The organism is Streptomyces sp. NPDC055506, from assembly GCF_053643595.1.
The window spans coordinates 51,661-78,628 of the sequence record NZ_JBSHKH010000005.1 but is presented as its reverse complement, the minus strand read 5'-3'; the positions used below and the strand labels follow the sequence as shown (position 1 = coordinate 78,628).

Annotated in this window: 25 protein-coding genes and 1 riboswitch; of the genes, 10 read left to right on the top strand and 15 right to left on the bottom strand. The window is 72.5% G+C overall.

Features of this window, described 5'->3' with window-relative positions; genetic code table 11:
* Positions 1–17: 17 nt before the first annotated feature.
* From ACWIF2_RS03575 to ACWIF2_RS03565, 3 genes are read right to left on the bottom strand one after another with little or no spacing between them, the layout of a single operon-like run.
* Positions 18–830, bottom strand: a complete 813-nt coding sequence (locus ACWIF2_RS03575; protein ID WP_454358367.1) for an ABC transporter ATP-binding protein — start codon at positions 828–830, stop codon at positions 18–20.
* Entirely contained in the window at positions 827–1,840 is a 1,014-nt protein-coding gene (locus ACWIF2_RS03570; RefSeq protein ID WP_454358366.1) for a FecCD family ABC transporter permease, read from the bottom strand. The genes ACWIF2_RS03575 and ACWIF2_RS03570 overlap by 4 nt, the downstream gene beginning before the upstream one ends.
* A complete protein-coding gene (locus ACWIF2_RS03565; RefSeq protein WP_454358365.1) occupies positions 1,837–2,853 on the bottom strand; it encodes an ABC transporter substrate-binding protein in 1,017 nt (338 codons plus the stop codon). Before ACWIF2_RS03565 ends, ACWIF2_RS03570 begins: the two co-directional genes overlap by 4 nt.
* 70 nt (positions 2,854–2,923) lie before the next feature.
* Positions 2,924–3,112, bottom strand: a riboswitch (cobalamin riboswitch).
* Between the two features lie 80 nt (positions 3,113–3,192).
* Here ACWIF2_RS03565 and ACWIF2_RS03560 point away from each other — a divergent pair.
* Together ACWIF2_RS03560 and ACWIF2_RS03555 are read left to right on the top strand one after the other, a co-directional pair.
* Positions 3,193–3,606: a CoA-binding protein gene (locus ACWIF2_RS03560; protein WP_454358364.1), complete on the top strand. Its 414-nt coding sequence runs from the start codon at positions 3,193–3,195 to the stop codon at positions 3,604–3,606.
* A gap of 8 nt (positions 3,607–3,614) precedes the next feature.
* Positions 3,615–4,838: a 4-hydroxybenzoate 3-monooxygenase gene (locus ACWIF2_RS03555; RefSeq protein ID WP_454358363.1), complete on the top strand. Its 1,224-nt coding sequence runs from the start codon at positions 3,615–3,617 to the stop codon at positions 4,836–4,838.
* Position 4,839: 1 nt separating this feature from the next.
* Here ACWIF2_RS03555 and ACWIF2_RS03550 read toward each other — a convergent pair whose 3' ends face one another.
* On the bottom strand, positions 4,840–5,199 hold the full coding sequence (locus tag ACWIF2_RS03550; protein WP_454358362.1) for an ArsR/SmtB family transcription factor: 360 nt from the start codon (positions 5,197–5,199) through the stop codon (positions 4,840–4,842).
* Between the two features lie 62 nt (positions 5,200–5,261).
* Here ACWIF2_RS03550 and ACWIF2_RS03545 point away from each other — a divergent pair, with 62 nt between their 5' ends.
* Positions 5,262–6,290 carry a cation diffusion facilitator family transporter gene (locus tag ACWIF2_RS03545; protein ID WP_454358361.1) on the top strand — a complete coding sequence of 343 codons (1,029 nt, stop codon included), beginning with the start codon at positions 5,262–5,264 and terminating at the stop codon, positions 6,288–6,290.
* A 1-nt stretch (position 6,291) separates the two neighbouring features.
* Here ACWIF2_RS03545 and ACWIF2_RS03540 read toward each other — a convergent pair whose 3' ends face one another.
* Both ACWIF2_RS03540 and ACWIF2_RS03535 read right to left on the bottom strand, forming a co-directional pair.
* Complete coding sequence (locus ACWIF2_RS03540) at positions 6,292–6,849, bottom strand: YbaK/EbsC family protein (protein WP_454358360.1); 558 nt, start codon at positions 6,847–6,849, stop codon at positions 6,292–6,294.
* A gap of 42 nt (positions 6,850–6,891) precedes the next feature.
* Positions 6,892–7,464, bottom strand: coding sequence for a helix-turn-helix domain-containing protein (locus ACWIF2_RS03535; protein ID WP_454358359.1), 573 nt, complete (start codon positions 7,462–7,464; stop codon positions 6,892–6,894).
* Positions 7,465–7,565: 101 nt separating this feature from the next.
* On the opposite strand from ACWIF2_RS03535, the gene ACWIF2_RS03530 reads away from it, so the two are divergent.
* Positions 7,566–8,423 carry an EamA family transporter gene (locus tag ACWIF2_RS03530; protein ID WP_454358358.1) on the top strand — a complete coding sequence of 286 codons (858 nt, stop codon included), beginning with the start codon at positions 7,566–7,568 and terminating at the stop codon, positions 8,421–8,423.
* A gap of 2 nt (positions 8,424–8,425) precedes the next feature.
* Here ACWIF2_RS03530 and ACWIF2_RS03525 read toward each other — a convergent pair whose 3' ends face one another.
* A complete protein-coding gene (locus ACWIF2_RS03525) occupies positions 8,426–9,223 on the bottom strand; it encodes an acyltransferase (protein WP_454358357.1) in 798 nt (265 codons plus the stop codon).
* A 112-nt stretch (positions 9,224–9,335) separates the two neighbouring features.
* Between ACWIF2_RS03525 and ACWIF2_RS03520 the strand changes: the two genes are divergently transcribed.
* Positions 9,336–9,863 (top strand): gamma carbonic anhydrase family protein, encoded by a 528-nt coding sequence (locus tag ACWIF2_RS03520; RefSeq protein WP_454358434.1) that lies wholly within the window; start codon positions 9,336–9,338, stop codon positions 9,861–9,863.
* Between the two features lie 14 nt (positions 9,864–9,877).
* On the opposite strand, the gene ACWIF2_RS03515 is transcribed toward ACWIF2_RS03520, so the two are convergent.
* From ACWIF2_RS03515 to ACWIF2_RS03500, 4 genes are all read right to left on the bottom strand, one after another.
* Positions 9,878–10,504 (bottom strand): DedA family protein, encoded by a 627-nt coding sequence (locus ACWIF2_RS03515; protein ID WP_454358356.1) that lies wholly within the window; start codon positions 10,502–10,504, stop codon positions 9,878–9,880.
* A 71-nt stretch (positions 10,505–10,575) separates the two neighbouring features.
* Positions 10,576–12,963, bottom strand: a complete 2,388-nt coding sequence (locus tag ACWIF2_RS03510) for a phosphoketolase family protein (RefSeq protein WP_454358355.1) — start codon at positions 12,961–12,963, stop codon at positions 10,576–10,578.
* Positions 12,964–13,076: 113 nt separating this feature from the next.
* Positions 13,077–15,566, bottom strand: a complete 2,490-nt coding sequence (locus ACWIF2_RS03505; protein WP_454358354.1) for a beta-glucosidase — start codon at positions 15,564–15,566, stop codon at positions 13,077–13,079.
* Positions 15,567–15,684: 118 nt separating this feature from the next.
* Complete coding sequence (locus ACWIF2_RS03500) at positions 15,685–17,520, bottom strand: ricin-type beta-trefoil lectin domain protein (protein WP_454358353.1); 1,836 nt, start codon at positions 17,518–17,520, stop codon at positions 15,685–15,687.
* Positions 17,521–17,871: 351 nt separating this feature from the next.
* Between ACWIF2_RS03500 and galU the strand changes: the two genes are divergently transcribed.
* Positions 17,872–18,837: a UTP--glucose-1-phosphate uridylyltransferase GalU gene (gene galU, locus ACWIF2_RS03495; protein ID WP_454358352.1), complete on the top strand. Its 966-nt coding sequence runs from the start codon at positions 17,872–17,874 to the stop codon at positions 18,835–18,837.
* Between the two features lie 66 nt (positions 18,838–18,903).
* Here the strand turns inward: galU and ACWIF2_RS03490 are convergent, their stop codons facing one another.
* Entirely contained in the window at positions 18,904–19,356 is a 453-nt protein-coding gene (locus ACWIF2_RS03490) for a DUF4442 domain-containing protein (RefSeq protein ID WP_454358351.1), read from the bottom strand.
* Positions 19,357–19,529: 173 nt separating this feature from the next.
* On the opposite strand from ACWIF2_RS03490, the gene ACWIF2_RS03485 reads away from it, so the two are divergent.
* Positions 19,530–20,546 (top strand): hypothetical protein, encoded by a 1,017-nt coding sequence (locus ACWIF2_RS03485; RefSeq protein WP_454358350.1) that lies wholly within the window; start codon positions 19,530–19,532, stop codon positions 20,544–20,546.
* 60 nt (positions 20,547–20,606) lie between these two features.
* Positions 20,607–21,893, top strand: coding sequence for an MFS transporter (locus ACWIF2_RS03480; RefSeq protein ID WP_454358349.1), 1,287 nt, complete (start codon positions 20,607–20,609; stop codon positions 21,891–21,893).
* On the opposite strand, the gene ACWIF2_RS03475 is transcribed toward ACWIF2_RS03480, so the two are convergent.
* Entirely contained in the window at positions 21,855–22,700 is an 846-nt protein-coding gene (locus ACWIF2_RS03475) for a spermidine synthase (protein WP_454358348.1), read from the bottom strand. The two genes, ACWIF2_RS03480 and ACWIF2_RS03475, sit on opposite strands and share 39 nt — an antisense overlap.
* Positions 22,701–22,788: 88 nt before the next feature.
* Complete coding sequence (gene tuf / locus ACWIF2_RS03470; protein ID WP_454358347.1) at positions 22,789–23,958, bottom strand: elongation factor Tu; 1,170 nt, start codon at positions 23,956–23,958, stop codon at positions 22,789–22,791.
* Positions 23,959–24,292: 334 nt separating this feature from the next.
* On the opposite strand from tuf, the gene ACWIF2_RS03465 reads away from it, so the two are divergent.
* The gene (locus tag ACWIF2_RS03465) at positions 24,293–25,084 is read left to right on the top strand and encodes a TVP38/TMEM64 family protein (protein WP_454358346.1); all 792 of its coding nucleotides are present in this window, start codon (positions 24,293–24,295) and stop codon (positions 25,082–25,084) included.
* A gap of 54 nt (positions 25,085–25,138) precedes the next feature.
* Here ACWIF2_RS03465 and ACWIF2_RS03460 read toward each other — a convergent pair whose 3' ends face one another.
* Positions 25,139–26,308: a thiolase family protein gene (locus ACWIF2_RS03460; RefSeq protein WP_454358345.1), complete on the bottom strand. Its 1,170-nt coding sequence runs from the start codon at positions 26,306–26,308 to the stop codon at positions 25,139–25,141.
* Positions 26,309–26,422: 114 nt separating this feature from the next.
* Here ACWIF2_RS03460 and ACWIF2_RS03455 point away from each other — a divergent pair, with 114 nt between their 5' ends.
* On the top strand, positions 26,423–26,893 hold the full coding sequence (locus ACWIF2_RS03455) for a winged helix-turn-helix transcriptional regulator (RefSeq protein WP_454358344.1): 471 nt from the start codon (positions 26,423–26,425) through the stop codon (positions 26,891–26,893).
* Positions 26,894–26,968 lie beyond the last annotated feature (75 nt).

Here is a 26,968-nt window from a genome sequence, read left to right as displayed (position 1 = left end):
ACCAGGGCCGGCGGCCCTCAGGCCAGCGTGCCCAGGAAGCGCACATGAGGCCGCTGTTCGGGCCCCTCGCGGCTGACGGCGGCCCGCACCCCGTAGACCTCCGCGATGAGCTCTGCCGTGAGGACCTCCCCCGGAGCACCGCCCGCCACGACCGTTCCCCCGCGCAGGACCACGACCCGGTCGCAGTACATCGCCGCGAGGTTGAGGTCGTGCAGCGCGACGACGGTGGTGACCGGCAGAGCGGTGACCAGGGCGAGCAGGTCCAGCTGGTGGTGGATGTCGAGGTGGTTGGTCGGCTCGTCGAGGAGGAGCTCCCTGGGTTCCTGCGCGAGCGCACGGGCGATCTGGACGCGCTGGCGTTCGCCGCCGGAGAGGGTGTGCCAGGGCTGGCCGGCACGGGTGGCGAGGCCGGTGCGCTCCAGGGCCGCGTGTATCGCCCGCTCGTCGTCCGCCGAGGCGGGTGTCCAGGCCCGGCGGTGCGGCACGCGACCCAGCCGTACGACGTCCAGCACGGTCAACTCGACCTGCGTGTCCGCCTGTTGCTCGACCATGGCGAGGCGGCGGGCGACGGTACGGCGGGGCAGGTCGCCCAGCGGCGTGCCGTCGAGGGTGACGACTCCGGCGGTCGGCGTGAGCAGCCCGGCCAGCAGCCGCAGCAGTGTGGACTTGCCGGAGCCGTTCGGGCCGAGGACGCCGACGGTGGAGCCGGGTTCGGGGGCGAGGGCGACGCCGTCGAGGATGAGGCGCCCGTCGGTGCGACGGCTGACCCGGTCGGCCCGGAGCCCGGTTCGCACCGGCGCTTCCGTCTCACCGGTCTGTGTCTCGGTCACCGCACCCTCCGCGTCCGGTAGAGCACCGCAACGAACGCCGGCACCCCGATCAGCGAGGTCACGACTCCCACCGGCACCTCCTGCGGATCCAGGACCGTACGGGCCAGGGTGTCGACCCAGACCAGGAACACCGCGCCGGCGAGGGCGGTGACCGGCAGCAGCCGGGCGTGCCCCGGTCCGGCCAGGGCCCGGGCGGCGTGCGGCAGGACCAGCCCGACGAAGCCGATCGCCCCGGCCGAGCTGACCAGGGCGGCCGTGAGCAGGGCCGTGACGCACAGCAGCACCAGGCGGGTGCGGGCCACGGACACCCCGAGCGCGGCCGCCGCGTCCTGCCCGAACGCGAAGGCGTCGAGCGTGCGGGCGTACGACAGACACACCACCAGCGCCACGGCCAGGACCGCGAAGCACAGCCACACGTCGGTCCAGCCGGCCCCGCCGAGCGAGCCCAGGAGCCAGAACAGCACGCCCCGGGTGGTCTCGGCGTCGGCGGCGGTCAGCACGACGAAGGAGGTCAGCGCGGAGAACAGCTGCATGGCGGCGACGCCCGCGAGGACGACCCGGTCGGTGGTGTCGCCGAGGGTGTGGCTGAGCAGCAGGACCAGCGCGAAGGAGACCAGGGCGCCGAGGAACGCGCCGGCGGACACCGAGACGGCACCGCCGCCCACGCCCAGCACGACGATGACGACCGCGCCGGTGGAGGCGCCCGAGGACACCCCGAGCACGAACGGGTCGGCGAGCGGGTTGCGCAGCAGGGACTGCATCACGGCCCCGCACACGGCGAGTCCCGCCCCGCACACGGCCGCGAGCAGGGTGCGCGGCAGCCGCAGCTGCCAGACGATCCCGTCCCGGATCGGCGTCAGACCGGAGCTGCCGATCCCGAGGTGGGACGCGACGACGGACCACACGTCCCCGACCCTGATGTCGGCCGGTCCGATGGTGATCGCCAGGGCCACGGAGGCCACCAGCAGCAAGGCGCCCCCGGCGGCGAGCGCCGGTCCGCGCACGGTCACTTCACGAGCCCGAACTCACGCAGTCCGGCCGCGACCTTCTCCACGCCCTCGACCGTGCGGATGGTCGGGTTCATGGCCTGTCCGCTGAGCAGCACGTACCGCTTGTGCTTGACGGCGTCCATGTTCTTGGTGACCGGGTTGGACTCCAGGAAGGCGATCTTGCGCTTCGCCGACTCGGCGGTCTCCGAGTCGCGGGTCAGGTCGCCGATGACGAGGACGTCGGGGTTGCGGTCGGCGACGGTCTCCCAGTTGACCTGTGGCCACTCCTCGTGGGTGTCGTCGAAGACGTTCTTCGCGCCGAGGGCGCGGGTCATGATGCCGGGCGCTCCGCAGCAGCCGGCCAGGTAGGGCGACTCGGAGTTGGCGAACCAGTACAGCAGGGAGACACCGGAGGCGTCGACGCCCCGCGTGGCCTTCTTCATCCGCTGCTGGAGGGAGGCCACGAGTGTGTCGCCGCGGTCCTTCACTCCGAACACGGTCGCGAGGTCCCGCACCTCGCCGTAGACGGCGTCGATGCCCAGCGCCTTGTCCCGCTTGCCGTCGCCGCCGCCCGAGTTGTCCTTGCCTGCACAGTCGGACGGGGAGACGTACGTGGGCACGCCGAGCTTCTCGAACTGGTCGCGGGTGGCGACGCCGCCCTTGCCGAGGGTGGAGACGAAGGACGCGGCGACGAAATCGGGCTCGGAGTCCAGGACCCGTTCGAAGGAGGGGTTGTTCTCGGCGATGCGCGGCACCTTCGCGTTGGCCTTCTCCAGCCCCTTCATCACGGGGTCGGTCCAGGTGGCCGTGCCGGCTATCCGGTCGGCGAGACCGAGGGAGAGCAGGATCTCGGTGGTGCCCTGGTTGAGGGAGACGGCGTGCCGGGGCGCCTTGTCGACCCGGACCTTACGGCCGCAGTTGTCGAGGGTGGCGGCGGCCTCGGCCGTGGGGGTCTTCGAGCCTCCGCAGCCGCTGATGAGCAGGGAGCCGGTCGCGAGCAGGACGGCGGCACGGGCGGGTCGGGCGAGGGGCAAGGAAACCAGTCCTCAGTCGTCGAGGGCCCGATCGCGGAGCCCGGTCGTACGGTGCTCCCCCACCGCCGGCCGGCCGCGGGGGCCGCCAGCAGGTCTTCGGACTCGGGTTCACCCGGTGCGGGGCGCCTTCCCGTACGACGTCCAGCCGTACAGTGGCCGCGGCCCCGCCCGTCCCCCTCACCGCTGCGCGTCAGTTCCGGATTCGCACCGGATTCCCTGACCCACGTACATGGGTTCGACTGGCCTCGGCAAGCTATCACGGTGGCATCGGGGAATCACCGCGCGCCCCGCGTCGTTGCCCGGACAGCAGCTTTTCCGCGACTCCCGAGGAGGCCGCCGGTGTACGGCGACGACGCAACGGTCCGCAGGATCCTCACCGAGCTCGGCGACACCTGGGCCGTGGTGGGCCTGTCGTCGAACCGGCAGCGCGCGGCGTACGGCGTCGCCGCGGTGCTCCAGCGGTACGGCAAGCGCGTCGTGCCCGTGCACCCCAAGGCGGAGACCGTGCACGGCGAGCAGGGGTACGCGAGTCTGGCGGACATCCCCTTCGACGTGGACGTCGTGGACGTGTTCGTGAACAGCGACCTCGCCGGAGCGGTCGCGGACGAGGCGGTCGCGAAGGGCGCCGGGGCGGTGTGGTTCCAGCTCGGCGTCGTCGACGCGGCGGCGTACGACCGCGCCCGGGCCGCGGGCCTGGAGATGGTGATGGACCGCTGCCCGGCGATCGAGATCCCGCGGCTCGGGCCTTCATAATCGAGCGCATGACCCACGCCTCCTCCCCTTCGAACTCCGATGCCCCGCAGCGCTTCCCCGTCGTCGTCGTGGGCGCCGGTCCCGCCGGGCTGACCGTCGGCAACATCCTGCGGGCCGCCGGCGTGAACTGTCTGGTGCTGGAGACCGAGACCCGGGAGTTCATCGAACAGCGGCCCCGGGCCGGGGTCATCGAGGAGTGGGCCGTGCGGGGCCTGGAGAAGCGGGGCCTCGCCCGGAACCTGCTGGACCGCGCGGAGCTGCACACCGCGTGCGAGTTCCGCTTCGACGGGGAGCGGTACCGGTTCCGCTACGGCGAGATGACGGGCAGTCACCATTTCGTCTACCCGCAGCCTTTGCTGGTGACGGACCTGGTGCGCGAGTACGCCGACGTGCGCGGCGGGGAGATCCGCTTCGGGGTCCGGGATGTAGCGGTGCACGACATCGACACCGACCGGCCGTCCGTGTCGTACACCTGCCCGGAGACGGGTGAACGGCGGGTCGCGCACTGCGACTTCGTGGCCGGCTGCGACGGGGCGCGCGGAGTGACGCGGGCCGCGCTGGCGCCGGAGCGGGTCCGGGTCGCGCGGCACGACTACGGCGTCGGCTGGCTGGCGCTGCTCGCCGAGGCCCCGCCGTCCGCCGACTGCGTGCTGTTCGGCTGTCACGAGAACGGCTTCGCGGGCCAGATGCCCCGCAGCCCTGAGGTGACCCGCTACTACCTCCAGTGCCCGCCGGGCGACGACCCGGAGAACTGGCCTCACGAGCGTGTCTGGGCGGAGCTCCAGCAGCGGCTCGGGGCGGCCGGTGTGCCGCCGCTGACGGAGGGACGGCTGATCGAGAAGCGCGTGCTGGACATGCACGACTACGTGGTCGAGCCGATGGTGCACGGCCGGCTCCACCTCGCCGGCGACGCGGCCCATCTGGTCGCCCCCATCGCCGCCAAGGGCATGAACCTCGCCCTGCACGACGCCTTCCTGCTCGGCGACGCCCTGGTGGCCCGCCTGACCACGGAGGACGACAGCGGTCTGGCCGGCTATGCGGAGGCATGCCTGCGGCGCGTGTGGGACTACCAGGAGTTCTCGCAGTGGCTGGCCGAGGTGTTCCACGGGGCGGCGTCGGGCGACCCGTTCCGCGCGGGCACCGCGATCGCACGGCTGCGCCGCCTGTTCTCGTCGCCCGTGGCGGCCGCCGCCTTCGCCGAGCGGTATCTGGGGACGGCCGAGCGGTACTGATTCAGTCGTGCGGGGGGCGGTCGCTGAGACGGTGGTCGGCCACGTTCAGTGCCTCGTCCACGAGCCGGCGCAGATGGCCGTCGCGGAGTGAGTAGATCACGCGGCGGCCTTCTTTGCGGGTGTCCACCAGGCCCGCGAGACGCAACCGCGCCAGGTGCTGGCTGACGGCGGGCCGGGCCGCCCCGCAGGCCTCCGTGAGGGTCGTGACGTCGGCCTCTCCGCTGGTCAGCGCGTGCAGCAGGGCGAGCCGGGTCCGGTCCCCCAGGAGGGCGAGGAGTTCGGCGGCGAGCGCGAACTGTTCCTCGCCGGGGCTGCGCGGATGCGCATCGTGCGCAGGTGACAGGTGCATGCGTGCGCTCATACGCACATAATGGCCCTGTGGGCGTGTGCGCGTCCACTCCCGCGCACCGGAAGGGGACCCACGTGAGCGACCGGCACGAGCACTCCCGCCCTCACCACCACCGGCACGGCCTGCGCCACCGGCTGTCCCACCTCCTCACCCCCCACTCCCACGAGACGGCCGACAAGGTCGACTCCGCCCTGGAGTCCTCGGCCCGGGGGATGCGGGCGCTCTGGGTCTCGCTCGCGGTGCTCGGTGTGACGGCCCTGGCCCAGGCGCTCGTGGTGGCCGTCTCCGGCTCGGTGGCGCTGCTCGGGGACACCGTGCACAACACCGCGGACGCGCTGACCGCCGTACCGCTCGGGATCGCCTTCGTGCTGGGCCGGCGCGCGGCCACACGCCGCTTCACCTATGGCTACGGGCGGGCCGAGGACCTGGCGGGGCTGGTGATCGTGCTGACGATCGCCGCGTCCGCGGCCTTCGCGGGGTGGACCGCGATCGACCGCCTTCTCGACCCGCGTCCCGTCCAGCACGTTCCGGCGGTCGCCGTGGCGGCCCTCGCCGGGTTCGCGGGCAACGAGTGGGTGGCCCGCTACCGCATCCGGGTCGGCCGCGCGATCGGCTCGGCCGCGCTGGTCGCCGACGGGCTGCACGCCCGTACCGACGGCTTCACCTCACTGGCGGTGCTGCTGGGCGCCGGCGGCTCGGCCCTGGGCTGGCAACTGGCGGACCCGATCGTGGGGTTGGCGATCACGGCGGCGATCGCGCTGGTGCTGCGGGACGCGGCGCGGGAGGTGTTCCGGCGAGTGATGGACGCGGTCGACCCGGCCCTGGTGGACCGGGCCGAGGCCGCCCTGACCGAGGTCCCCGGAGTGCGGGCGGTGGGCGAACTGCGGCTGCGCTGGATCGGGCACCGGCTGCGCGCCGAGGTCGCGGTGGTGGTGGACGGCACCGCGACGGTACGCGAGGCCCACCGCATCGCCGTCGACGCCGAGCACGCGCTGCTGCACGCCGTGCCCCGCCTCACCGCCGCCCTGGTCCACGCCGACCCGGCACCGGTCCCGGGCGAGGCCGACCCGCATCTCGCACTGGCCCACCACACATCGGCGTAGCTCAGGCGATCCCGAGCCCCTCCAGCACCACACCCCCCGGCAGTTCCGCGAACGCCTTGCCCGGGACCAGCAGCTTGCCGCGCCGACGGCCGCTGCCGACCAGCACATACGGCAGGTCGACGACGGCCGCGTCCACCAGCACCGGCCAGCCGTCCGGCAGTCCGAGCGGGGTGATGCCGCCGTACTCCATGCCGGTCTCGCCGGTCGCGGCGTCCATGCTGGCGAACGAGGCCTTGCGGGCGCCCAGTTGACGGCGTACGACACCGTTCACGTCGACCCGGGTGGTGGACAGTACGACGCACGCGGCGAGCGTGGTCTCGTCGGCGCGCTTGCCCGCCACGACCACACAGTTCGCCGACCGTTCCAGCAGGTCCCGTCCGTAGTGCTCCACGAAGACGGCGGTGTCGGCCCACCGCGGGTCGGTGTCGACGTAGAGGATCTGGTCGGCGGGGACACTGCCCGGCCAGTGGCGTACGGCGCCGGCGACCGGGCGGATGAGGTCGTCCAGGCAGGCGGGGGCCGGACGGGCGTCGTCGAAGTGTCCGATGGGTGCGCGCATGACCGCACGCTAACAACAGCGGGACGCCCCCGACCGGGCGTCTCAGGAGACGGGCGGGACCGAGACGGCCATGATCATCTCCATCGGCACGTCGCCGGTGTTGCCGTACGTGTGCGGGACGTTGGCCTCGAAGTGGACGCTCGAGCCCGCGGGTACGCGGTACTCGACTCCGTCGGCGGTGAGGGTCAGCTCCCCGGCCGTGACGTGCAGCAGTTCGGTCGTGCCGGCGGGGTGCGGGTCCGAGGGGCTGCTCTCGCCGGGCATGAGCCGCCAGTCCCACATCTCCAGCGGGCCGGGTGCCTCGGTGCCCGCGAGCAGCCGGTTGTAGCTGCCGGCCTCGGTGTGCCACAGCCGTACGGTCTGCTCGGCGGGGACGATGTGGACGTTCGGGCCCTTCTCGTAGTCGAGCAGGGTCGTGATGCTGATGCCGAGCGCGTCGCCGATCTTGACGACGGTGCCGAGGCTGGGGTTGGTGCGGGCCTGCTCGATCTGGATGAGCATGCCGCGACTGACGCCCGCCCGGGCGGCGAGCACGTCCAGGGTGAAGCCGCGCACCGCGCGCCAGTGCTTGACGCTGCGCGCCAGGGACTGGGTCAGCAGCTCGAGGTCCGACACATTCCGTCCAATATTTTGTATGACACAGTGCAGCTGATTGCACTATGGTGTGGGTGGTTGACCTGATCGTTCACTGAACTGTACTGCGAGGCTCCGTGACCATGACAGCGCTCTTCGCCCTGGCCACCAGCCTGCTGTGGGGACTGGCCGACTTCGGCGGCGGACTGCTGACCCGGCGCACACCCGCGCTGACGGTGGTCGTGGTCTCGCAGTCGATCGCGGTGGTCGTGCTCGGCGCGGTCGTGGTGGCGACCGGCGGCTGGAGCGAGGCGGGGCCGCAGCTGTGGTTCGCCGTGGCGGCCGGACTCGTCGGGCCGGTGGCGATGCTCGCCTTCTACAAGGCGCTCGCGCTGGGCCCGATGGGCGTGGTCTCACCGCTGGGCTCGATCGGCGTGGCCGTGCCGGTCGGCGTCGGCCTGGTGCTGGGCGAGCGCCCCGGCCTGCTGCAGTTCATCGGCATCCTGGTCGCCGTCGCCGGTATCTGCCTGGCCGGCGGCCCCCAGTTCCGCGGCGCCCCCGTGCAGCGCCAGGCCATCGCCCTGACCCTCCTCGCCGCGTTCGGCTTCGGCGCGGTGATGGCCCTGATCGCCGAGGCGTCGACCACGCTCACGGGGCTCTTCCTCGCGCTGTTCGTGCAGCGGGTGACGAATGTGACCGCCGGCGGACTCGCGCTGCTGGTGTCGGTGCGGCGCGGATCGCCGGCCCTCCCGGCGGACGGCTTCCCCTGGCGCTCCCTGCCCGCGCTCGCCTTCGTCGGCCTCGCGGACGTCGCCGCGAACGGCACCTACTCGATCGCCGCACAGCACGGCCCGGTCACCGTCGCGGCCGTGCTCGCCTCCCTCTACCCGGTGGTGACGGCCGTGGCCGCGCGGGGGCTTCTCCGGGAACGGTTGCGGGCGGTGCAGGCCGCGGGCGCGGGCCTGGCCCTGGTGGGGACGGTCCTCCTGGCATCGGGCTGAGGTCAGGAGCCGGGTTCCAGCTCCGCGAGGCCGGCCGCCGCCTCCCCGTCCAGCTCGGCCAGCCGGGCCGCCGTCTTCTCGTCCAGGCCCGACAGCGAGCGCAACTGCTCGGGGGTGACGCCGTCCGGTATCGGCACCGGCGGCGGGGTGCGCAGCGGCGGCTGCCAGCCGTCCGCGGGTGTCCAGCGCCGTACGACTCGGGCCGGCGCGCCCGCCACCACGGAGTGGTCGGGCACCGCGCCCCGGACGACCGCGCCGGCGGCCACCACCACGTTCCGCCCGATCCGGGCACCCGGAAGGATCACCGCGCCGGTGCCGATCCAGCAGCCGGGCCCGATCTCCACCGGCTCCATCCGCGGCCACTGCCTGCCGATGGGCTCGTGCGGGTCGTCGTAGGAGTGGTTCGTGGACGTGACGTAGACGTACGGGCCGAAGTAGCAGTCGCTGCCGATGGTGACCGTCGTGTCCGCGATGACATGGCTGCCGCGGCCGAGGACGACGCCGTCGCCGAGGCGCAGGATCGGGTCGGGGCCGAGATCGAGGTCGGGCATCAGGCCCGCCGTGAGGGTGACCTGCTCGCCGATGATGCAGTGGGCGCCGAGGTGGATCCAGGGTTCGCCGAAGACGGTGCCGAGCGGGAAGGCGAGTCTGGTACCGGTTCCCATCGCGCCGAAGCGGTAGCGCCCGGGGTGCTCGGCCGTGACGGAGCCCGTGCGCTGCGCCAAGGCCCAGCCCGCGTGGACGGCACGCTGCGCGAGGCCCCGCCGCCAGGATGAGAACGTGTTCTTGCGCTTCGGCACGAGGTCACGGTACTCAGCGGTAGCTCCACGCGCGGCGTCGGAGGCCTGTGATCTTCGCCCCACCGGGTGTCGTACGGTTTGCGCGTTGTCTACGACGTTTCTGGAGGCGGACATGGCGCAGCGGGCGATGATCACGGGGATCGGCGGCAGGGAGCCGCAGGTCGATCCGGAGGCGTTCGTGGCGCCGACGGCTTCGGTGATCGGGGGCGTGACGCTGGGTGCGGGGGCGAGTGTCTGGTACGGGGCGGTGCTGCGCGGTGACGTCGAGTCGATCTCGGTCGGCGCCGGCAGCAACGTCCAGGACAACTGCACGCTCCACGCCGACCCGGGGTTTCCCGTGACGGTGGGTGAGCGGGTGTCCATCGGTCACAACGCCGTGGTGCACGGGGCGACCGTCGAGGACGACTGTCTGATCGGCATGGGGGCGACCGTGCTGAACGGGGCCGTGATCGGGGCCGGGTCCCTGGTCGCCGCGCAGGCGCTGGTGCCGCAGGGGATGATCGTGCCGCCCGGGTCACTGGTGGCGGGCGTTCCCGCGAAGGTCCGGCGGGAGCTGAGCGAGGAAGAGCGGCAGGGGGTCACCCTCAACGGCACGATGTACGCCGAGCTGGCGAAGGCGCATCGCGAGGTGCACGCGTAGGAGAGAAGCGCGTCCTACTCCGCGGCAGCCGCTACGGGCTGGGCCTTCTTCGCCTTGCGCTTGATCACCAGCATGGACGTGACACCGACGAGGACCGCCGCCACCAGGCCCAGCCACGAGAAGCGCTTCAGCCAGGACTCGGCGACGATGCCGACGTAGTAGATGACCGCCGTCGTACCGCCGGCCCAGACGATGCCGCCGAGGACGTTGGCGATGAGGAACTTCCAGTAGGGCATGCGGAGCACGCCGGCGAGGGGGCCGGCGAAGATACGGAGGAGGGCGACGAAGCGGCCGAAGAAGACGGCCCACATGCCCCACTTCTCGAAGGAGCGCTCGGCGGTGGCGATGTGCCCCTCGCTGAAGTGCCTGGGGAACCTCTTGCCCAGCCAGGCCAGCAGCGGGCGACCGCCCTTGCGGCCGATGGCGTAGCCGATCGAGTCGCCGATGATCGCGCCGGCCGTGGCGCAGGCGCCGAGGACGACGGGGTCGATGTCGCCGTGCTGGGAGGCGAGCAGCGCGGAGGAGACCAGGATGATCTCGCCCGGCAGCGGGATGCCCAGGCTTTCCAGGCCGATGACCACTCCCACCAGTGCGTAGACGGCGACGGCGGGTACGGTTTCGAGCCACTCCTGGACGTGCAACGCGGGTTCCTTTCCCTGAGCTTCCCTGCGGGCACGGGAAGCCTACCGGGTTGCAGGACGTGCCCCGGGGCTCAGGCGTTCCACGTCCACTCGGCGACTTCGGGCAGGTCGGTGCCGTGCTCGCGGATCCAGTCGTGGTGGCGGGTGCGGGCGTCGGCCATCCGCTGGCGTACGGCCGTGGCGCGCACCGCGAGGCCCGGGACGCGGTCGATGACGTCCATCACCAGGCGGTAGCGGTCGAGGTCGTTGCGGACGACCATGTCGAAGGGCGTGGTCGTGGTGCCGGACTCCTTGTAGCCGCGCACGTGCAGGTGCCGGTGGCCGGTGCGGCGGTAGGCGAGGCGGTGGATCAGCCACGGGTAGCCGTGGTAGGCGAAGATCACCGGCTTGTCGGTGGTGAACAGGCCGTCGTACTCGAACTCGCTCATGCCGTGCGGGTGCTCCTCCTGGGGCAGCAGCCGGGCCAGGTCCACGACGTTGACGACGCGGACCGCCAGGTCGGGCAGGTGCCGGCGGAGCAGGTGCGCGGCTGCCAGCACCTCCTGGGTGGGGACGTCCCCGGCGCAGGCCAGCACCACGTCGGGTTCCCGCAGGCCCTGCTCGGTGCCCGCCCACTCCCAGATGCCGGCGCCGCGGGCGCAGTGCACCCGGGCCTCGTCCATCGACAGCCAGTCGAAGCAGGGCTGCTTGCCGGCCACGACGACGTTGACGTAGTCACGGCTGCGCAGGGCGTGGTCCGCGACGGACAGCAGGGTGTTGGCGTCCGGCGGGAGGTAGACCCGGACGACCTCGGGGCTCTTGTTGAGGATGTGGTCGACGAAGCCGGGGTCCTGGTGGGAGAAGCCGTTGTGGTCCTGCCGCCACACGTGCGAGGTCAGCAGGTAGTTGAGGGAGGCGATCGGAGCGCGCCAGGGCAGCCGGCGGGAGGTGCGCAGCCACTTGATGTGCTGGTTGACCATCGAGTCGACGATGTGCACGAACGCCTCGTAGCAGGAGAACAGCCCGTGCCGACCGGTGAGCAGATAGCCCTCCAGCCAGCCCTGGCAGAGGTGTTCGGAGAGGATCTCCATCACCCGGCCGTGCCGGTCAAGGTCCTCGTCGACGGGCAGTGTCCCGGCCTGCCAGGTCTTGCCGCTGGCCTCGAAGACTGCCTGGAGCCGGTTGGAGGCGGTCTCGTCCGGGCCGACCAGGCGGAAGTCCCGGCGGTCGGCGGTGTCCCGCATGACCCGGGCGAGGAGGTCGCCCAGGACCCGGGTGGGCTCGTGCGTCGTCGTGCCCGGTTTGTCGACCGGGACGGCGAACTCGTCCAGGGACGGGACCGGCAGGTCGCGGAGCAGCAGTCCGCCGTTGGCGTGCGGGGTGGCGCCGAGCCGCCTGGTGCCCTCGGGGACGCAGTCGAGGACGTCCGCGACCGGGCGGCCCTCGGCGTCGAACAGTTCCTCGGGCCGGTACGAGCGCAGCCAGGCCTCCAGCTGCCTCAGGTGTTCCGGGTTGTCGCGGACACCGGCCAGCGGGACCTGGTGGGAGCGCCAGGTGCCTTCGACCGGCTCGCCGTCGACCTCGGCCGGTCCTGTCCAGCCCTTCGGGGTGCGCAGCACGATCACCGGCCACCGCGGGCGTTCGGTCACGCCCTCGTCGCGGGCGGCGCGCTGTGCCTCGGCGATGCGGTCGAGCGCGGTGTCCAGGGCGTGGGCCATCGCCCGGTGGACGGCGGCCGGGTCGTCGCCGCCGACATGGACGGGCTCGTGGCCGTAGCCGCGCAGGAGGGCGTCGAGTTCATCCTCCGGGAGCCGGGACAGCACGGTCGGGTTGGCGATCTTGTAGCCGTTGAGGTGGAGGATCGGCAGGACGGCACCGTCGTGGACGGGGTCCAGGAACTTGTTGGCGTGCCAGGAGCCGGCGAGCGGGCCGGTCTCCGCCTCGCCGTCGCCGATCACGCAGGCGACCAGCAGGCCCGGGTTGTCGAGGGCCGCGCCGTAGGCGTGGGCGAGGGAGTAGCCGAGTTCGCCGCCCTCGTGGATCGAGCCGGGGACCTCCGGGGCGACGTGGCTGGGCACGCCGCCGGGGAACGAGAACTGCCGCATCAGCAGCTCCATGCCCGGCGCGTCCCGCGTCGCGTCCGGGTACTTCTCGCTGTAGCTGCCCTCCAGCCAGGAGTTGGCCAGCACCGAGGGCCCGCCGTGGCCCGGACCCCAGACGCACAGGGCGTCGAGACCGCGGTTCTTGATCACGCGGTTGAGGTGGGTGTGGACGAGGTTCAGCCCGGGTGAGGTGCCCCAGTGGCCCAGCAGCCGGGGCTTGATGTGCTCGGGCCGCAGCGGCTCGGTCAGCAGGGGGTTCGCCAGCAGATAGATCTGACCGGCCGCCAGGTAGTTGGCGGCCCGCCAGTGGGCGTCCAGCCTGCGCAGCTCCTCGTCGGTCGGTGCGGTCCTGCTGTACTGGCGCGGGGCCTCGGGCATGAGTGACTCCCTGGGGGTTCTGCGACGGCCTCAGGAGGAGTACCAGTCTGTTCCGGTTCGATGCCAGGCGCCTGTCGGCCATGCGGTGCGGGCCGCTCGGCACTCGCCGGGTTTCAGCCGCCCACCCGCGCGCTCGTCCGCAGCCGCGTGTCCCGTGACGACGCCCCGATCCACAGCGTGCGCGGGCCGGTGCCGAGCACCCAGTCGTGGACCTTCGGGTCCCAGGAGGACAGGGTGCGCGGCTCGACGCGTACGGTGACACGCCGCTGTTCGCCCGCCCGCAGGGAGAGCCGCCGGTATCCGGCCAGGACGCGTACAGGCTGGTCGAGCCGGAGGTCCGGGGCCGGTCCCGCGTACACCTGCGGTACGGCCACGCCGTCGCGCGGGCCGGTGTTGCGGACGGTGAAGGCGACGTCGAGTCCGTCGGCCGTCCAGCGCGCGTCCGGATTCTCGTAGGCGAAGGTCGTGTACGACAGTCCGTGGCCGAAGGGGAACAGCGGCGCCACGTCCTCGGAGTCGTACCAGCGGTGGCCGACGTGGACGCCCTCCGTGTACTGCTCGGTGCCCTCCACCCCGGGGTAGCGGCGGGGATCCCCGGCGACGGGGTGGTGGTCGTCGTCGGCGGGGAAGCTCTGGGTGAGGCGGCCACCGGGATCGCGGTCACCGAACAGGACGGCGGCGGTGGCGGCCGCGCCCTCCTGGCCCGGGTAGTACATCTGGAGCACGGCGCCGGTGCGCTCCAGCCACGGCATCGACGTGGCGGACGAGGTGTTGAGGACGACAGTGGTGCGCGGGTTGGCCGCCGTCACGGCCTCGATGAGCCGTTCCTGGTTGCCCGGCAGGGCGATGGTCGTACGGTCCTGGCCCTCGATGGCGTCCTCGTAGGCGAACAGGACGACGTCCCGGGCGGCGCGGGCGGCCCGTACGGCCTCCGCGACGTCCCGGGCGCGGGTCGCGGAGGTGATGCGGCGCAGGCGGAACAGCTGCCCGGTGTCTCCGCCCTGTGCGGTGACCGACAGCCGGTGCGGTCCCCGGGCCGGCTTCCAGGTCTTGCGGCGCACAGACAGGCCGTCGGCCGCGTGGGTGAGCAGGCCGCCCATGAAGTACTCGTCCCAGCCGGGCACCAGAGGGAACAGTTCCTCTCCGTCGAGGAGGACCTTCGGGCGGAGCGGGGGCGTGCCGGAGTAGTGCAGGACGAACGTCCAGTCGTCGCCGGCTTCGGCGTCGGTCACCGTGAGGGTGCCGTCGTACGTCCAGGTGCGGCCGGCGTCGACGCGCTGGGCCTCGGTGTCGAAGGCGGGGTCGAGCGCGCTCGCCGGGAGTGGCTTGCCGAAGGCGTCCTCGCCGAGCGCGTAGGTCACCCGTGCGGCGCGCGACCGGAGGGCGTCGAGGGGGCTGTCGGCGTGCTCGGGCACCACGTGCGCGCTGCCGCCGCCGCTGACCAGGGGCCGGGCGCCGGTCGGCCCGATCACCGCCACGCTCCCGCCGGCGGTCAGGGGCAGGGTGCCGTGTGCGTTGCGCAGCAGGGTGGCGCCCGCCTCGGCGACCTCGCGCGCGACGGCCGCGCCGGCCTTCGCGTCACGGTCCGGACGGGGCGGGACGGTGCCGCCGAGCAGCCCGAAGCGGTCCATGACGGTCAGGACGCGGCGCACGGCCCGGTCGACATACCGCTCGGGCACGCCGCCGTCCCGCACGGCAGAGGCGAGGGGCGTGCCGAAGTGGGTGTCGTCGGGCATCTCCATGTCGAGGCCCGCCATGAGGGCCTCGCGGGTGCTGTGCGCGGCGGACCAGTCGGTCATCACCCAGCCGGTGAAGCCCCAGCGCTCGCGCAGGACACCGGTGAGCAGTTCCTCGTTCTCGCAGGCGAAGGTGCCGTTGACCTTGTTGTACGCGCCCATCACCGCACCGGTGCCCGCCACGACGGCCGCTTCGAAGCCGCGCAGCTCGGTCTCGTGCAGGGTCCGTTCGTCGACGCGCACATCGACGGAGGTGCGGTCGCGCTCCTGGTTGTTGAGCGCGAAGTGCTTGACGGTCGCGATGAGCCCCTCGGCCTGGATGCCCTCGATCTCGGCGGCGACCAGATGGGCGGAGAGCAGCGGGTCCTCGCTGAAGGTCTCGAAGTTGCGGCCGGCGTACGGCGTGCGGATGAGGTTGACCATCGGGGACAGCAGCACGTCCTGGCCGAGGGCGCGGCCCTCCCGTCCGATGACCTGGCCGTAGCGCCTGGCCAGATCGGGGTCGAAGGCGGAGGCCAGCAGGACGGGGGCGGGCAGGGCGGTGGCGTGCCGGGTGACGCGGACACCGGCCGGGCCGTCGGCGAGACGCAGCGGCGGGATACCGAGCCGTGCCACTCCGGGGACGTAACCCGCCTGGCCGAGCGGGCGCGGGTCGGTGGCGCCGTGCAGCAGGGAGATCTTCTCGTCGAGGGTGAGCCGGGCGAGCAGCCCCTCGACCCGGGCGCCGGTGCCCCGGCCGCGTCCGTCCCTCGCGTGCGCACGGGAGGCCGGGGCGAAGCCGCCGGTGGCCGCAGCGACCACGGCGACGGCTCCACCGAGCAGCCGGAGGGCGGACCGCCGGGGGAAACGAGAGACGGAGTCGGTCATTTACGCACTATGCGCCAAGCCCGCTTCCACCTTCGCCGGACACCACGGTCAGCTCGGGTGAACCTCTCCCAGCGAACGGGGCCCGGGGTCACCCGGCCGGGTGACCCCGGCCCCGGCCCTACGGACGTGTCACGGCGTGCAGTGTCAGCGCGGTCCTTGTGACACCGGCGGTCGCCCGCCCCAGTGCGCCGGGGCCGGGCTCGGCCGTGCCGTCGGGGTCCGGGTCGGGTTCGTCGCAGCAGTCGACCTGGGCGAGCCGTGGCTCGTACCGGTCCGGCGGGGGCTCCTGCTCGGACTTGACTCGCGGGGACTCGGGCGGGTGCGCCGAGGGGGCGTCGGCGTACGGCTCCTCCTTCTCCCGGCGGTCCTCTCGCGGCACGGCCCGGGAGTCCCGGGTCCGCTTCTTCCGGGACTCCCCCGCCTCCTCACGGGCGACCGCCGGTTCCAGCGCCCAGCGTTGCTCCCCGGATCCGTCGCGCCCGGTGACGATCACATGCCGGCCTTTCCCGGGGGCGACGGCCAGTCCGTTGCCGCCGCGCGGCAGGAGTTCGCCGCGCACGGTCAGGTCGTAGCGCACGACCCCGGCGTGCACGAGACACCCGGCCAGACCGACCGTCCCCTCGGCGGTGTCGGAGCCGAGGCAGAGCGTCGGGTCGGCGGCGCTGCGCAGCAGGCCGTCGTCCTGGTACGACCACTGCGGGGACCCGGCGGAGCAGGCGGTCAGCACGACACGGGTGTCGGCCCGGACCCGGCCGCCCCGGGTGTCGAGGCACAGTCCGGCGTCGAGGTTGCGCAGCCGCCCACGGGCCACCTCGGCGGAGTTGCCGGCGGAGGCGGCCGACGGGGCGCCGGCCGGGGACGGCTCCGTGGACGGGGATCCCGCGCCGTCCGGGTCGACGGAGTGGCCGCTGACCGCTCCCCAGGTGGCCTGAGGAGCGGCGGTACCGCCCTCCTCCGACCAGCCCCGGGCGGCGAGCAGGGTCGCGAGCAGCACGAGGGAGGTCAGCCCGACCGCGGCGGCCAGCGCTTTCGTGTGCTTCCTCGGAGGCCCCTGCCGGCCGCCCGCCGGCAAGGCGTGGGCCCGCAGGCGGTGGCGGCCACCGGCCGGGGGTGCGGGAAGGGCGTGCGGGCCCCCGTCGCGGCCCGGCCGCGATTCGAGGTAGCGGCGGGCGCCCCAGCCGAGCACGGTCTCGACGAGCAGCTCCTCCAGACCGCCCTCGAAATGGCTGAGTTGCTCGGCGGCGTGACGGCAGTAGCGGCAGGCCATGAGATGCCGTTGCACATCCGGCAGCAGAGCCCCGCCGCGGCGCATCGGAACGTCCAGCAAGCGGTTGTAGTACCGGCATTCCGGCGTCGGCGCGAGTTCCCGGTGCGCCCGTACGCACCCCGCCCGGAATTGCTCGCGCGCCTGCTCCAGGGCGGCCGACGCGGTACGGGGGTCCACGCCCAGCAGACCGGCCGGTACGGATATGGGCTCGGCCTCGACCTCCGTGTGCCAGAGCAGGCATTGGGAAGCCCCGGGAAGGGCCCGGAATGCGCGTTCCGCGAGGCGCCGCCTTTCGGGCGTCATGGACCGGGCGGCGCGCAGCCCGCGGGCACCGACGGTTTTGCGGAGTTCCGGCAGCACGACGGAAATGCCGTCGTCGGCGGCCCATTCCCCGACCGTGTCCCGCACGGCCGCGAGCAGGCGCGGACGCAGGGCACCGCCGCCGGGCCCGGCGAGTTCCCGGCGGAAAGCGGCCGCGGCCGCCATGGACGCCGAATCCGCCGAGGACGCCAGACAGATCACGGCGTACTCGTAGACGGCCCGCCAGTGCCGCGAGAGCAACAGCGCGACGGCGCGCGGGCCTTCACCGCGTTCGCCGACCCGGGCGAGAAGATCGCGGTCGGACTCCGCAGGCCCCGCTCCGGGTCGTGGCGGGTACGGCGGGCGTGGGGGGTACGGGGATTGCACTGAACCATTTCCTTCCAGCCGCAGGACGGCATGCGAATTGCGCGTCCGTCGGAAAGCAGGTGCGTGATTGGTGCATACCTATGCCGCGTCAGTCGCGGACTTGGGTGTGAGCCGGCTCACTTTCGCACATGCGACTCACAGGTAACAAGGAGTTCGGATGACCCGAGTTCAAAACGCCGGGAATTCAGATATGTTACCGGCGGTATCCGCACCGGCATTCGAAAACCGCACGGCCGAGAGCCTCAAGTTGTGTGCACGCAAAGGCGGTTGGCACACGAAATCTCCAACTCCACAGCGCACTCCCATGTGACTCTCGGCGCGCTCTCAGCCGGGCGGGTCAGCATGGGCCGCATGATCGCCCCCCACCCTTCCACCCCGGTCACACCCGCCCGGACCACCCGCACCGTCCGCAAGGCGGTCGTCCCGGCCGCCGGCCTCGGCACCCGCTTCCTGCCCGCCACGAAGGCGACGCCCAAGGAGATGCTGCCGGTCGTCGACAAGCCGGCCATCCAGTACGTCGTCGAGGAGGCGGCAGCGGCGGGACTCGACGACGTCCTGATGGTCACCGGCCGGCACAAGCGGGCCATCGAGGACCACTTCGACCACGCCTTCGAACTGGAGCAGGCCCTCGCCGCCAAGGGCGACACCGTACGGCTCGACGCGGTGCGCGACCCGGGCCGGCTGGCGAGCATCCACCACATCCGGCAGGGCGACCCGCTCGGCCTCGGCCACGCCGTCCTGTGCGCCCGCCGGCACGTCGGCGACCAGCCCTTCGCGGTCCTCCTCGGCGACGACCTGATCGACCCGCGCGAGACGCTGCTCAGCCGGATGCTCGACGTCCGCGACCGCCGGCTCGGCAGCGTCGTCGCCCTGCTGGAGGTCCCTCCGGAGCAGATCCACCTCTACGGCTGCGCCGCCGTCGAACCGACCGGCGAGGACGACGTCGTCCGTGTCACCGGCCTGATAGAGAAGCCGGCCCGGCAGGACGCGCCGAGCCGTTACGCGGTCATCGGGCGCTACGTCCTCGACCCGGCCGTCTTCGGCGTCCTGGAGCGCACCCCGCCGGGCCGGGGCGGGGAGATCCAGCTGACCGACGCCCTCCAGGAGCTGGCCGCGGGCGGCACGGTACACGGGGTCGTCTTCAAGGGCCTGCGCTACGACACCGGCGACAGGGCGGACTACCTTCGCACGGTGGTCCGGCTGGCCTGCGACCGGCCCGACCTGGGACCGGAGTTCGTGGCATGGCTCAAGGGGTTCGTCGCGGAGCTGGACGGCACACACCCGGCGTCCCCCACGCGACGGCACATCGCGGCCTGAGGCAACGCGAGGGCCCCGGGCCGGGATTCGCCCGTCGTCCGGGGCCTCAGCCGCGCGACAGCGCGCTCAGCCGTTGGGGCGCAGCGTCCAGACGACCGTCATCTCGCCCGTCACGGCACCGTCAGCCCGCTGGATGGCGATGGCCACCGGAAACTGGGGGCGCCCGCCGGCGTCCAGTTCGGCGACGACCTCGGCGGCCGGGCGGCCGAGGGTCGCGGTCGCCGTGACCGCGCCCATCGCCAGCTTCTTGTAGGCGATCTCGGCACTGACGGCGAGCGGCACGGCACGCGAGAGCTGATCCCCGAACGCGGCCAGCACGATCGCCCCGCTCGCGGACTCACCCAGCGTGAACATCGCGCCGGCGTGCGGCCCGCCCACGTGGTTGTGGTAGTCGCTCTGGTCCGGCAGGGACACCACCGCCCGCTCCGGCGTGGTCTCGAGGAACTCGAGGTTCAGGGTCCGGGCCATGGGCACCGTGGCGGCGAGCATCTCGCCGATGGACATCTGGTCTGCGCTCATGGCCGCATGTTACTCACGAGTAGAGACGCCTGGCCAGGCCTTGCCCAGGCCGTGTGACGACCGCCGCATCGGTCCGCCGCACGGCGATTCGCGCCGCATCGTCCCCGCGTTGCTACGTCTCCGTCCACAGGCGGTGACCGAATCGTGTCGGGGCGCGGCTAGGGTGACTGCCCATGTGGCCAGGACAGCAGCCGCCCGGGGGCGAGCAGAACCCGCAAGCGAACAACCCGTACCAGCAGCCGGGGTACCAGCAGCCGAATCCGTACCAGCAGCCGGGCTATCAGCAACAGCCGGCCTACGGGCAGCAGCCGCAGTGGGGCGCCCCGGCGCCGGCCGGCGCGCCCCAGCCTCCGCAGGGTGGTGGCGGCGGCAACCGGACGAAGCTGGTCGCGATCATCGCGGCCACGGCGGTGGTCGTGGCGGCCGGTGTCACCGGCTTCCTGGTGCTGGGCGGCGACAAGGACGACACGGCCGACACGGCCGACGGGAAGAACAAGAAGCCGGCCAAGGCCGCGTCCAAGGAGGCCTCCACGGAGCCGAGTGCCTCGGCTTCCGAGGACAACCCGCGCGGCGGCGCGGAGGAGAAGGCGACCATTCCCGGCTGGAAGGTCGTCGTCAACACGCGCTTCGGCACCCAGTTCGACGTCCCCGCCGACTGGGAGATCGAGACTCCCGGTACGAGCGTGGGCTTCGAGTGGGAGAAGAAGGACGGTGAGATGGATCGCACCACCGTCACCGCCCCCGCCTATCTGAAGTCCAAGTGGTGCACGGACGACGACGACAAGGACGGCCGCGAGGACGACACCGCCCTGGCCACCGTCGGCACCCGCGGTGAGGACGGCGCGAAGACCACGGACGAGGCGGCCGAGACCCGCGTGCCGTGGTGGATCTTCGGCGGCTACACCCAGCCGGACAAGAAGAGCGTGAAGTTCACCAAGCCCAAGCCGTACACCACCAAGTCGGGCATCAAGGGCAGTGTCGCCACGGCGCACTCGGAGAACACCCCGCAGAACGGCAAGTGCGACAGCGACGGCAAGGCGATCACCTTCGCCTTCAAGAACAGCGCGGGCGACTTCGTCACCTGGAACCTGTACGGCGCCAAGGGCGTCAAGGGCGAACTGTCCGAGGCGACCATCCAGAAGATCCTCGGCACCGTGCGGCTCACCAAGGACGGGCCACAGGGAGCGTGACCGGCCTGGGCCGCGACAAAATCGTTTGGCAAGGGGCCGGGCCCCCGCGATAGTCACGGGGTGCCGACCACCAAGCGTCGCCCCGCCTGGGCGGGCCGCAACTACTCCCTGCTGACCGCCGCCGCGGTCGTCACCAATCTGGGCAGCCACGGCGCCCTGGTCGCGGCGGCGTTCGCCGTTCTCGAAGCGGGCGGTGACAGCGGTGACGTCGGCTTGGTGGCGGCGGCACGGACGCTCCCGCTGGTGCTGTTCCTGCTGATCGGCGGCGCCGTCGCGGACCGGCTGCCGCGGCACCATGTGATGGTCGCGGCCAACGCCCTGAACTGCCTTTCGCAGGCCGCCTTCGCCGCCCTCGTGCTGGCCGGGGAGCCCCTGCTGTGGCACATGATGCTGCTCGCCGCCCTGGGCGGGACCGGCCAGGCCTTCTTCGGCCCGGCCGCCGAGGGCATGCTGATGTCCTCGGTCGAGGGCGAGCAGGCGGGCCGCGCGTTCGCGGTGTTCCGGATGGCGATGCAGGGCGCGGCCCTGGGCGGTGCCGCGCTCGGCGGGGCCATGGTCGCCGCGATCGGTCCCGGCTGGGTGCTCGCGGCGGACGCCGCGGCCTTCGCGCTCGCCGGGGCGCTCCGCGCCTTCCTCGACGTCGGTCACATCGCGCCGCGCGCACCGGGCGGCGGGATGCTCGCCGATCTGCGGGAGGGCTGGCGGGAGTTCGCCGGCCGGCCCTGGCTGTGGGCGATCGTCCTTCAGTTCTCGATCGCCAACGCCGTGGTCGCCACCGCCGAAGCGGTGTACGGTCCGCTCGTCGCCCGCGACCACCTCGGTGGCGCGGGCCCCTGGGGCCTCGCCCTGGCGGCGTTCGGGGCCGGCACGGTCGCCGGCGCCCTGCTGATGACCCGCTGGAAACCCCGCCGTCTGCTCCTCGCGGGCACCCTGTGCGTGTTCCCCCTGGCCCTGCCCGCGGCCGCACTAGCCGTCCCGGTCCCCGTCGGGGTCCTGTTCGTGGTGATGTTCGTCGCGGGCGCGACCGTGGAGGTGTTCGGCGTCTCCTGGATGACGGCCCTGCACCAGGAGATCCCCGAGGACAAGCTCTCGCGCGTCTCGGCGTACGACTGGTTCGGCTCCGTCGCGCTGTCCCCGCTCGCCACGGCCGGGGCGGGCCCGGCGGAGGAGGCGTTCGGCCGTACGACGGCGCTGTGGGGCTGCGCGGGCCTGGTCGTCCTGGTCACGGCGGGCGCGCTGTGCGTACCGGACGTACGCAATCTGCGACGCCGGACCACGCCGGTGGCGCAGGGCGGCGTCGAGCGCGCTTCAGCCGATACCGAACGCCCCGTCGGGGGGCTCGGGTGACGGCACGGCATCCTCGTCCCGCACCGCCGGCGCGCCCCCGATGAACCGCCGCAGGGAAGCGCCGTGTTCGACCCGGGCCGGAAAGGCGTCGGCGGCCGTGCGCCGCGCCAGAGCGGTCAGATCGATCTCGTGGTGTCCCGCCACGAGCACCGCGTTGCCGAACCGCCGCCCCCGCAGCACGCCCGGCTCGGCGATCAGCACGAGTTCCTCGAACGCCGTCGCCAGGGTGGCGAGCTGGGACCGCAGAAAGGCGAACGGCGCCGCGTCGGGGAGATTGGCCAGATAGACCCCGCCGTCCCGCAGCACCCGCGCGGCCTCGCGGACATAGGGAACGGACGTGAGGTGCGCCGGCACCCGCGAACCGCCGAACACATCGGCGACGATCACATCGGCCGAGTCCGCCGCGGCCTTCTCCAGCCAGTCCCGCGCGTCCGCCGCGTGCGACGCGACCCGGGCGCCCTCCGGCAACGGCAGCCGCTCGGCCACCAGCTCCAGCAGCCCCCTGTCCGCCTCGACGACGTCCTGCCGTGATCCCGGCCGGGTGGCGGCCACATACCGGGGCAGCGTGAGCGCCCCACCCCCGAGGTGCACCACGTCCAGCACCCGCCCCGGCTCCGCCACGACATCCAGCACATGCCCGAGCCGCCGCGTGTACTCGAACTCCAGATGCGTCGGATCGTCCAGATCGACATACGACTGAGGCGCCCCGTCGACGGTCAGCAGCCAGGCCCTTTCACGGTCGACGTCGGGCATGAGCTTGGCGAACCCGTGATCGACGGGCCGGGCGACGGCGATGGCTTCGTTCACTCCCCCATTGTGCCGTTGTGCAACAGACCTTTAGGGGCGCGGGGAACTGCGCGACCAGCCACAACGGCCGCGCAGCTCCCCGACAACCTCAACCCACCACGGTCACGGTCCCCGCGCCAACCGTCCTGCCACCCTCACGAATGGCAAACCCGAGCCCCGCCTCCAACGGCACCTCCCGCCCCAACTCCACGGTCATGACAACCGTGTCACCGGGCCGCGCGACACCGACCTCACCGAGATCGACGTCTCCCACCACATCCGCCGTACGGATATAGAACTGCGGCCGATACCCGCTGGAGACCGGAGTCGTACGCCCGCCCTCCCGCGCGGACAGCACATACACCTGCGCGGTGAACCGACGACTGGGCACGACACTCCCCGGCGCGGCGACCACATGCCCCCGCCGGACGACATCCCGTGCCACCCCTCGCAGCAGCAACGCCACGTTGTCCCCGGCCTGCGCCTCCTCCATCGGCCTGCCGAAGGTCTCAAGGCCCGTGACCACCGTCTCGACGGAGGCCCCGAGCACCTCGACCCGGTCCCCGACCCGCACCGTGCCCCGCTCCACCGCACCGGTCACCACGGTCCCCCGCCCGGTGATGGTCAGCACGTTCTCCACGGACAGCAGGAACGGCGCGTCCAGATACCGCTCCGGCATCGGCACATACGTGTCGACCGCGTCGAGCAGCGCCTCGACGGACGCCGTCCAGCGCGGGTCCCCCGCCAGCGCCTTCAGACCCGAGACGCGCACGACGGGTACGGAGTCACCGCCGTAGCCGTGCGCGGTGAGCAGGTCGCGTACCTCCAGCTCGACCAGGTCGGTCAGCTCCTCGTCACCCGCGTCGGCCTTGTTGAGGGCGACGACGATGTGGTCGACGCCCACCTGCCGGGCGAGCAGCACGTGTTCGGCGGTCTGCGGCATGATCCCGTCGAGCGCGGAGACGACGAGGATCGCCCCGTCGAGCTGCGCGGCGCCGGTGACCATGTTCTTGACGTAGTCGGCATGGCCCGGCATGTCGACATGCGCGTAGTGCCGTGTGTCGGTCTCGTACTCCACGTGCGCGATGTTGATGGTGATGCCGCGCGCCGCCTCCTCGGGCGCCCGGTCGATCCGGTCGAACGGCACGAACGCGCCGTTGCCGCGGTCGGCGAGGACCTTGGTGATGGCGGCGGTCAGGGTGGTCTTGCCGTGGTCGACATGACCCATCGTGCCGATGTTGAGATGCGGTTTCGTACGGACGTAGGCCGTCTTGGACATGGCTGTACCTCGAAGCGTCTAGTCATGAAGTGGGACCCCGAGGACCTGCCCGACCCTCCCCTTGCGGGGTCCGACCGGACGAACCGGAGAGGGTCAGCTTCGGGCGCCGTCTGCAACGGCTGTGGGAGCTACGACGGCAGCCTTCGGGGCATCCGTGACCACGGATGCTGCGAGGGTGAAGGCCTGCCGGAACATGACGTCGATCCTTGCCGACGCTTTACCGCACGTCGAATGGTTTTCGGGGGGCCGCACGCAAGGAAGCGTTCAACTGCCTGTGACGCTGGTGAGACGAACCATACGGCGATCACACACATTTGTCGGTTAGTGTCGCCGGATGCTCGATGCCACCACCCGCTCTGGGGGCACCGCCACGGCCTCTCCCCGGGCCAGCACCGCGGAGCTCGCCGTCGCCGCTTCCCCGGCAACGACCGCCTCGTCCGCTGTACCGACCCATTTCGCCGCTCGCTGCACGAGAGTGCTGCTCTCCCCGTGGTCGCGGCTTTCCCTGCTCGTCGCCCTGCTCGCCGGGGGCGCGTGCGCCGTGCTGCTCTTCGAGCCGCAGCGGCTGCTGACGGAGGGCTGGCCGCCGCAGCTCGGCGGAGCCGCGGCGGCGGTGGTGTTCGCGGTGGCGTACGGCGTGTGCACCGTGGCGTTCGTGCCGAGGCCGCTGCTGAACCTCGCCGCGGGTGCGCTGTTCGGCTCCCAGCTGGGCACCGGCACGGCTCTGGCGGGCACGGTGCTGGGCGCCGGCATCGCCTTCTGCCTGGGCCGGGCGCTGGGCCAGGACGCCCTGCGGCCGTTGTTGCGCGGGCGCTGGCTGAAGGCGGTCGACGGCCAGCTCAGCCGGCACGGCTTCCGCTCGATGCTGGCGGTGCGGCTCTTCCCCGGCGTGCCGTTCTGGGCCGCGAACTACTGCGCCTCCTTCTCCCGTATGGGCCTGCTGCCGTTCCTGCTGGCGACGGGCCTCGGCTCGATCCCGAACACCGCCGCCTATGTCGTCGCCGGCGCCCGTGCCTCCACGCCGACGTCCCCCGCCTTCCTGATCGCCCTGGCGTGCATCGCCGTGCCCGCGCTTGCGGGCGTGGTGCTTGCGTGGCGCAAGCGGCACCAGCTGCGCCGCCTCTGACGAACCGTTACGCCGAACCGAACCGAACCGAACCGAGCCGGGGCCGGGCCCCGGTCACACCCGTTCGAGCACCATGGCGTTGGCGAGCCCGCCCGCCTCGCACATCGTCTGGAGCCCGTACCGGGCGCCCCGTTCCCTCATCGCGTGCACGAGCGTCGTCGTCAGACGGGTCCCGCTCGCGCCGAGGGGATGGCCGAGGGCGATGGCGCCGCCGTGCACATTGACCCGGGCGAGGTCGGCGCCGGTCTCCTGCTGCCAGGCCAGTACGACACTGGAGAACGCCTCGTTGACCTCGAACAGGTCGATGTCGTCGAGGGTCAGCGACGCCCTGCGCAGCACCTTCTCGGTCGCCGGTACGACGCCGGTCAGCATCAGCAGCGGGTCGGAGCCGGTGACGGCGAAGCTGTGCAGCCGGGCCAGCGGGCGCAGACCGAGCCGGGCGGCCGTCTCGCTCGACGTGATCAGCACCGCCGAGGCACCGTCGTTGACCGGGCTTGCGTTGCCCGCCGTGACGTTCCACTCGATCTGCGGGAAGCGTTCGGCGAAGCCGGGGTCGTAGTAGGCGGGCTTGAGCCCGGCGAGGATCTCGGTGGTGCTGCCGGGCCGTACGCACTCGTCGCGTGTGACTCCCTCCAGCGGTGCGGTCTCGGCGTCGAAGAGCCCGTTCTCCCAGGCCGCTGCGGCCTTCCGATGGGAGGAGACCGCGAAGGCGTCCATCCGCTCGCGGCCGATCGACCACTTGGCGGCGATCAGCTCGGCGCTGACGCCCTGCGGGACGAGCCCCTCGGGGTAGCGCTCGGCCACGCCGGGGCCGAAGGGATCCTTGCCGGCGGGCACGTTCGACCACATCGGCACCCGGCTCATCGACTCGACCCCGCAGGCCACGACGAGGTCGTAGGCGCCCGAGAGCACGCCCTGCGCCGCGAAGTGCACGGCCTGCTGCGAGGAGCCGCACTGACGGTCCACGGTGGTCGCGGGCACCGACTCCGGGAAGCCCGCCGAGAGGACGGCGTAGCGGGTGGTGTTCATGGCCTGCTCGCCGACCTGGTCGACGGTGCCGCCGATGACGTCGTCGATCAGTGCCGGGTCGACGCCTGACCTTTCGACGAGGGTGCGCAGGGTGTGGGCGAGCAGCTCCACGGGGTGGACGTGCGCGAGGGCGCCGTTCTCCTTGCCCTTGCCGATCGGGGTGCGTACGGCTTCGACGATGACTGCGTCACGCATGGTGCGGGCCTCCATGGCTGCCGGGAACCACCAGGGTCTACTAGTGAGTAGGAAATCCGAACTCACCGTAGCCTGGGGAGTTGGAAAATCCAACCCTCTTCTAGACTGGGCTTCATGGCCGCCAGCAAAGACCCGCGCCCCTGCTCCATCGCCGACACCCTCGCGCTCGTGGGCGAGAAGTACTCCCTGCTCGTACTGCGGGAGGTGTGCCTCGGCAACGGCCGTTTCGACCAGCTGGTGCGCAACATCGGCGCCCCGCGCGACATCCTCGCCACCCGGCTGCGCCGGCTCGTCGACGCCGGGATCCTGACCAAGCAGCCCTACAGCGAGCGCCCGCAGCGCTTCGAGTACCGGCCCACTCAGGCCGGACTGGAGCTGGAGCCCGTGCTGATGACCCTCATGGCGTGGGGCGACCGCCATCTGCGGACGGACGGCGACCGCCCGATGGTCATCGAGCACTCCTGCGGCCGGGCCCTCGCCCCGGCCGTCACCTGCCGGGCCTGCGGAGACGAGGTCCGCCACGAGGACCTAACGGCCCGCCCCCAGGCGCCCGGCTGGACGGTGACCGGCCCGACGGCGGCCTGATCCGGCCACCCCGGGGACCGCCTTCCAAACCCCTGTGTCCCAGGGGTCATCCGGGGACGCTACGCTTCCCCCTCG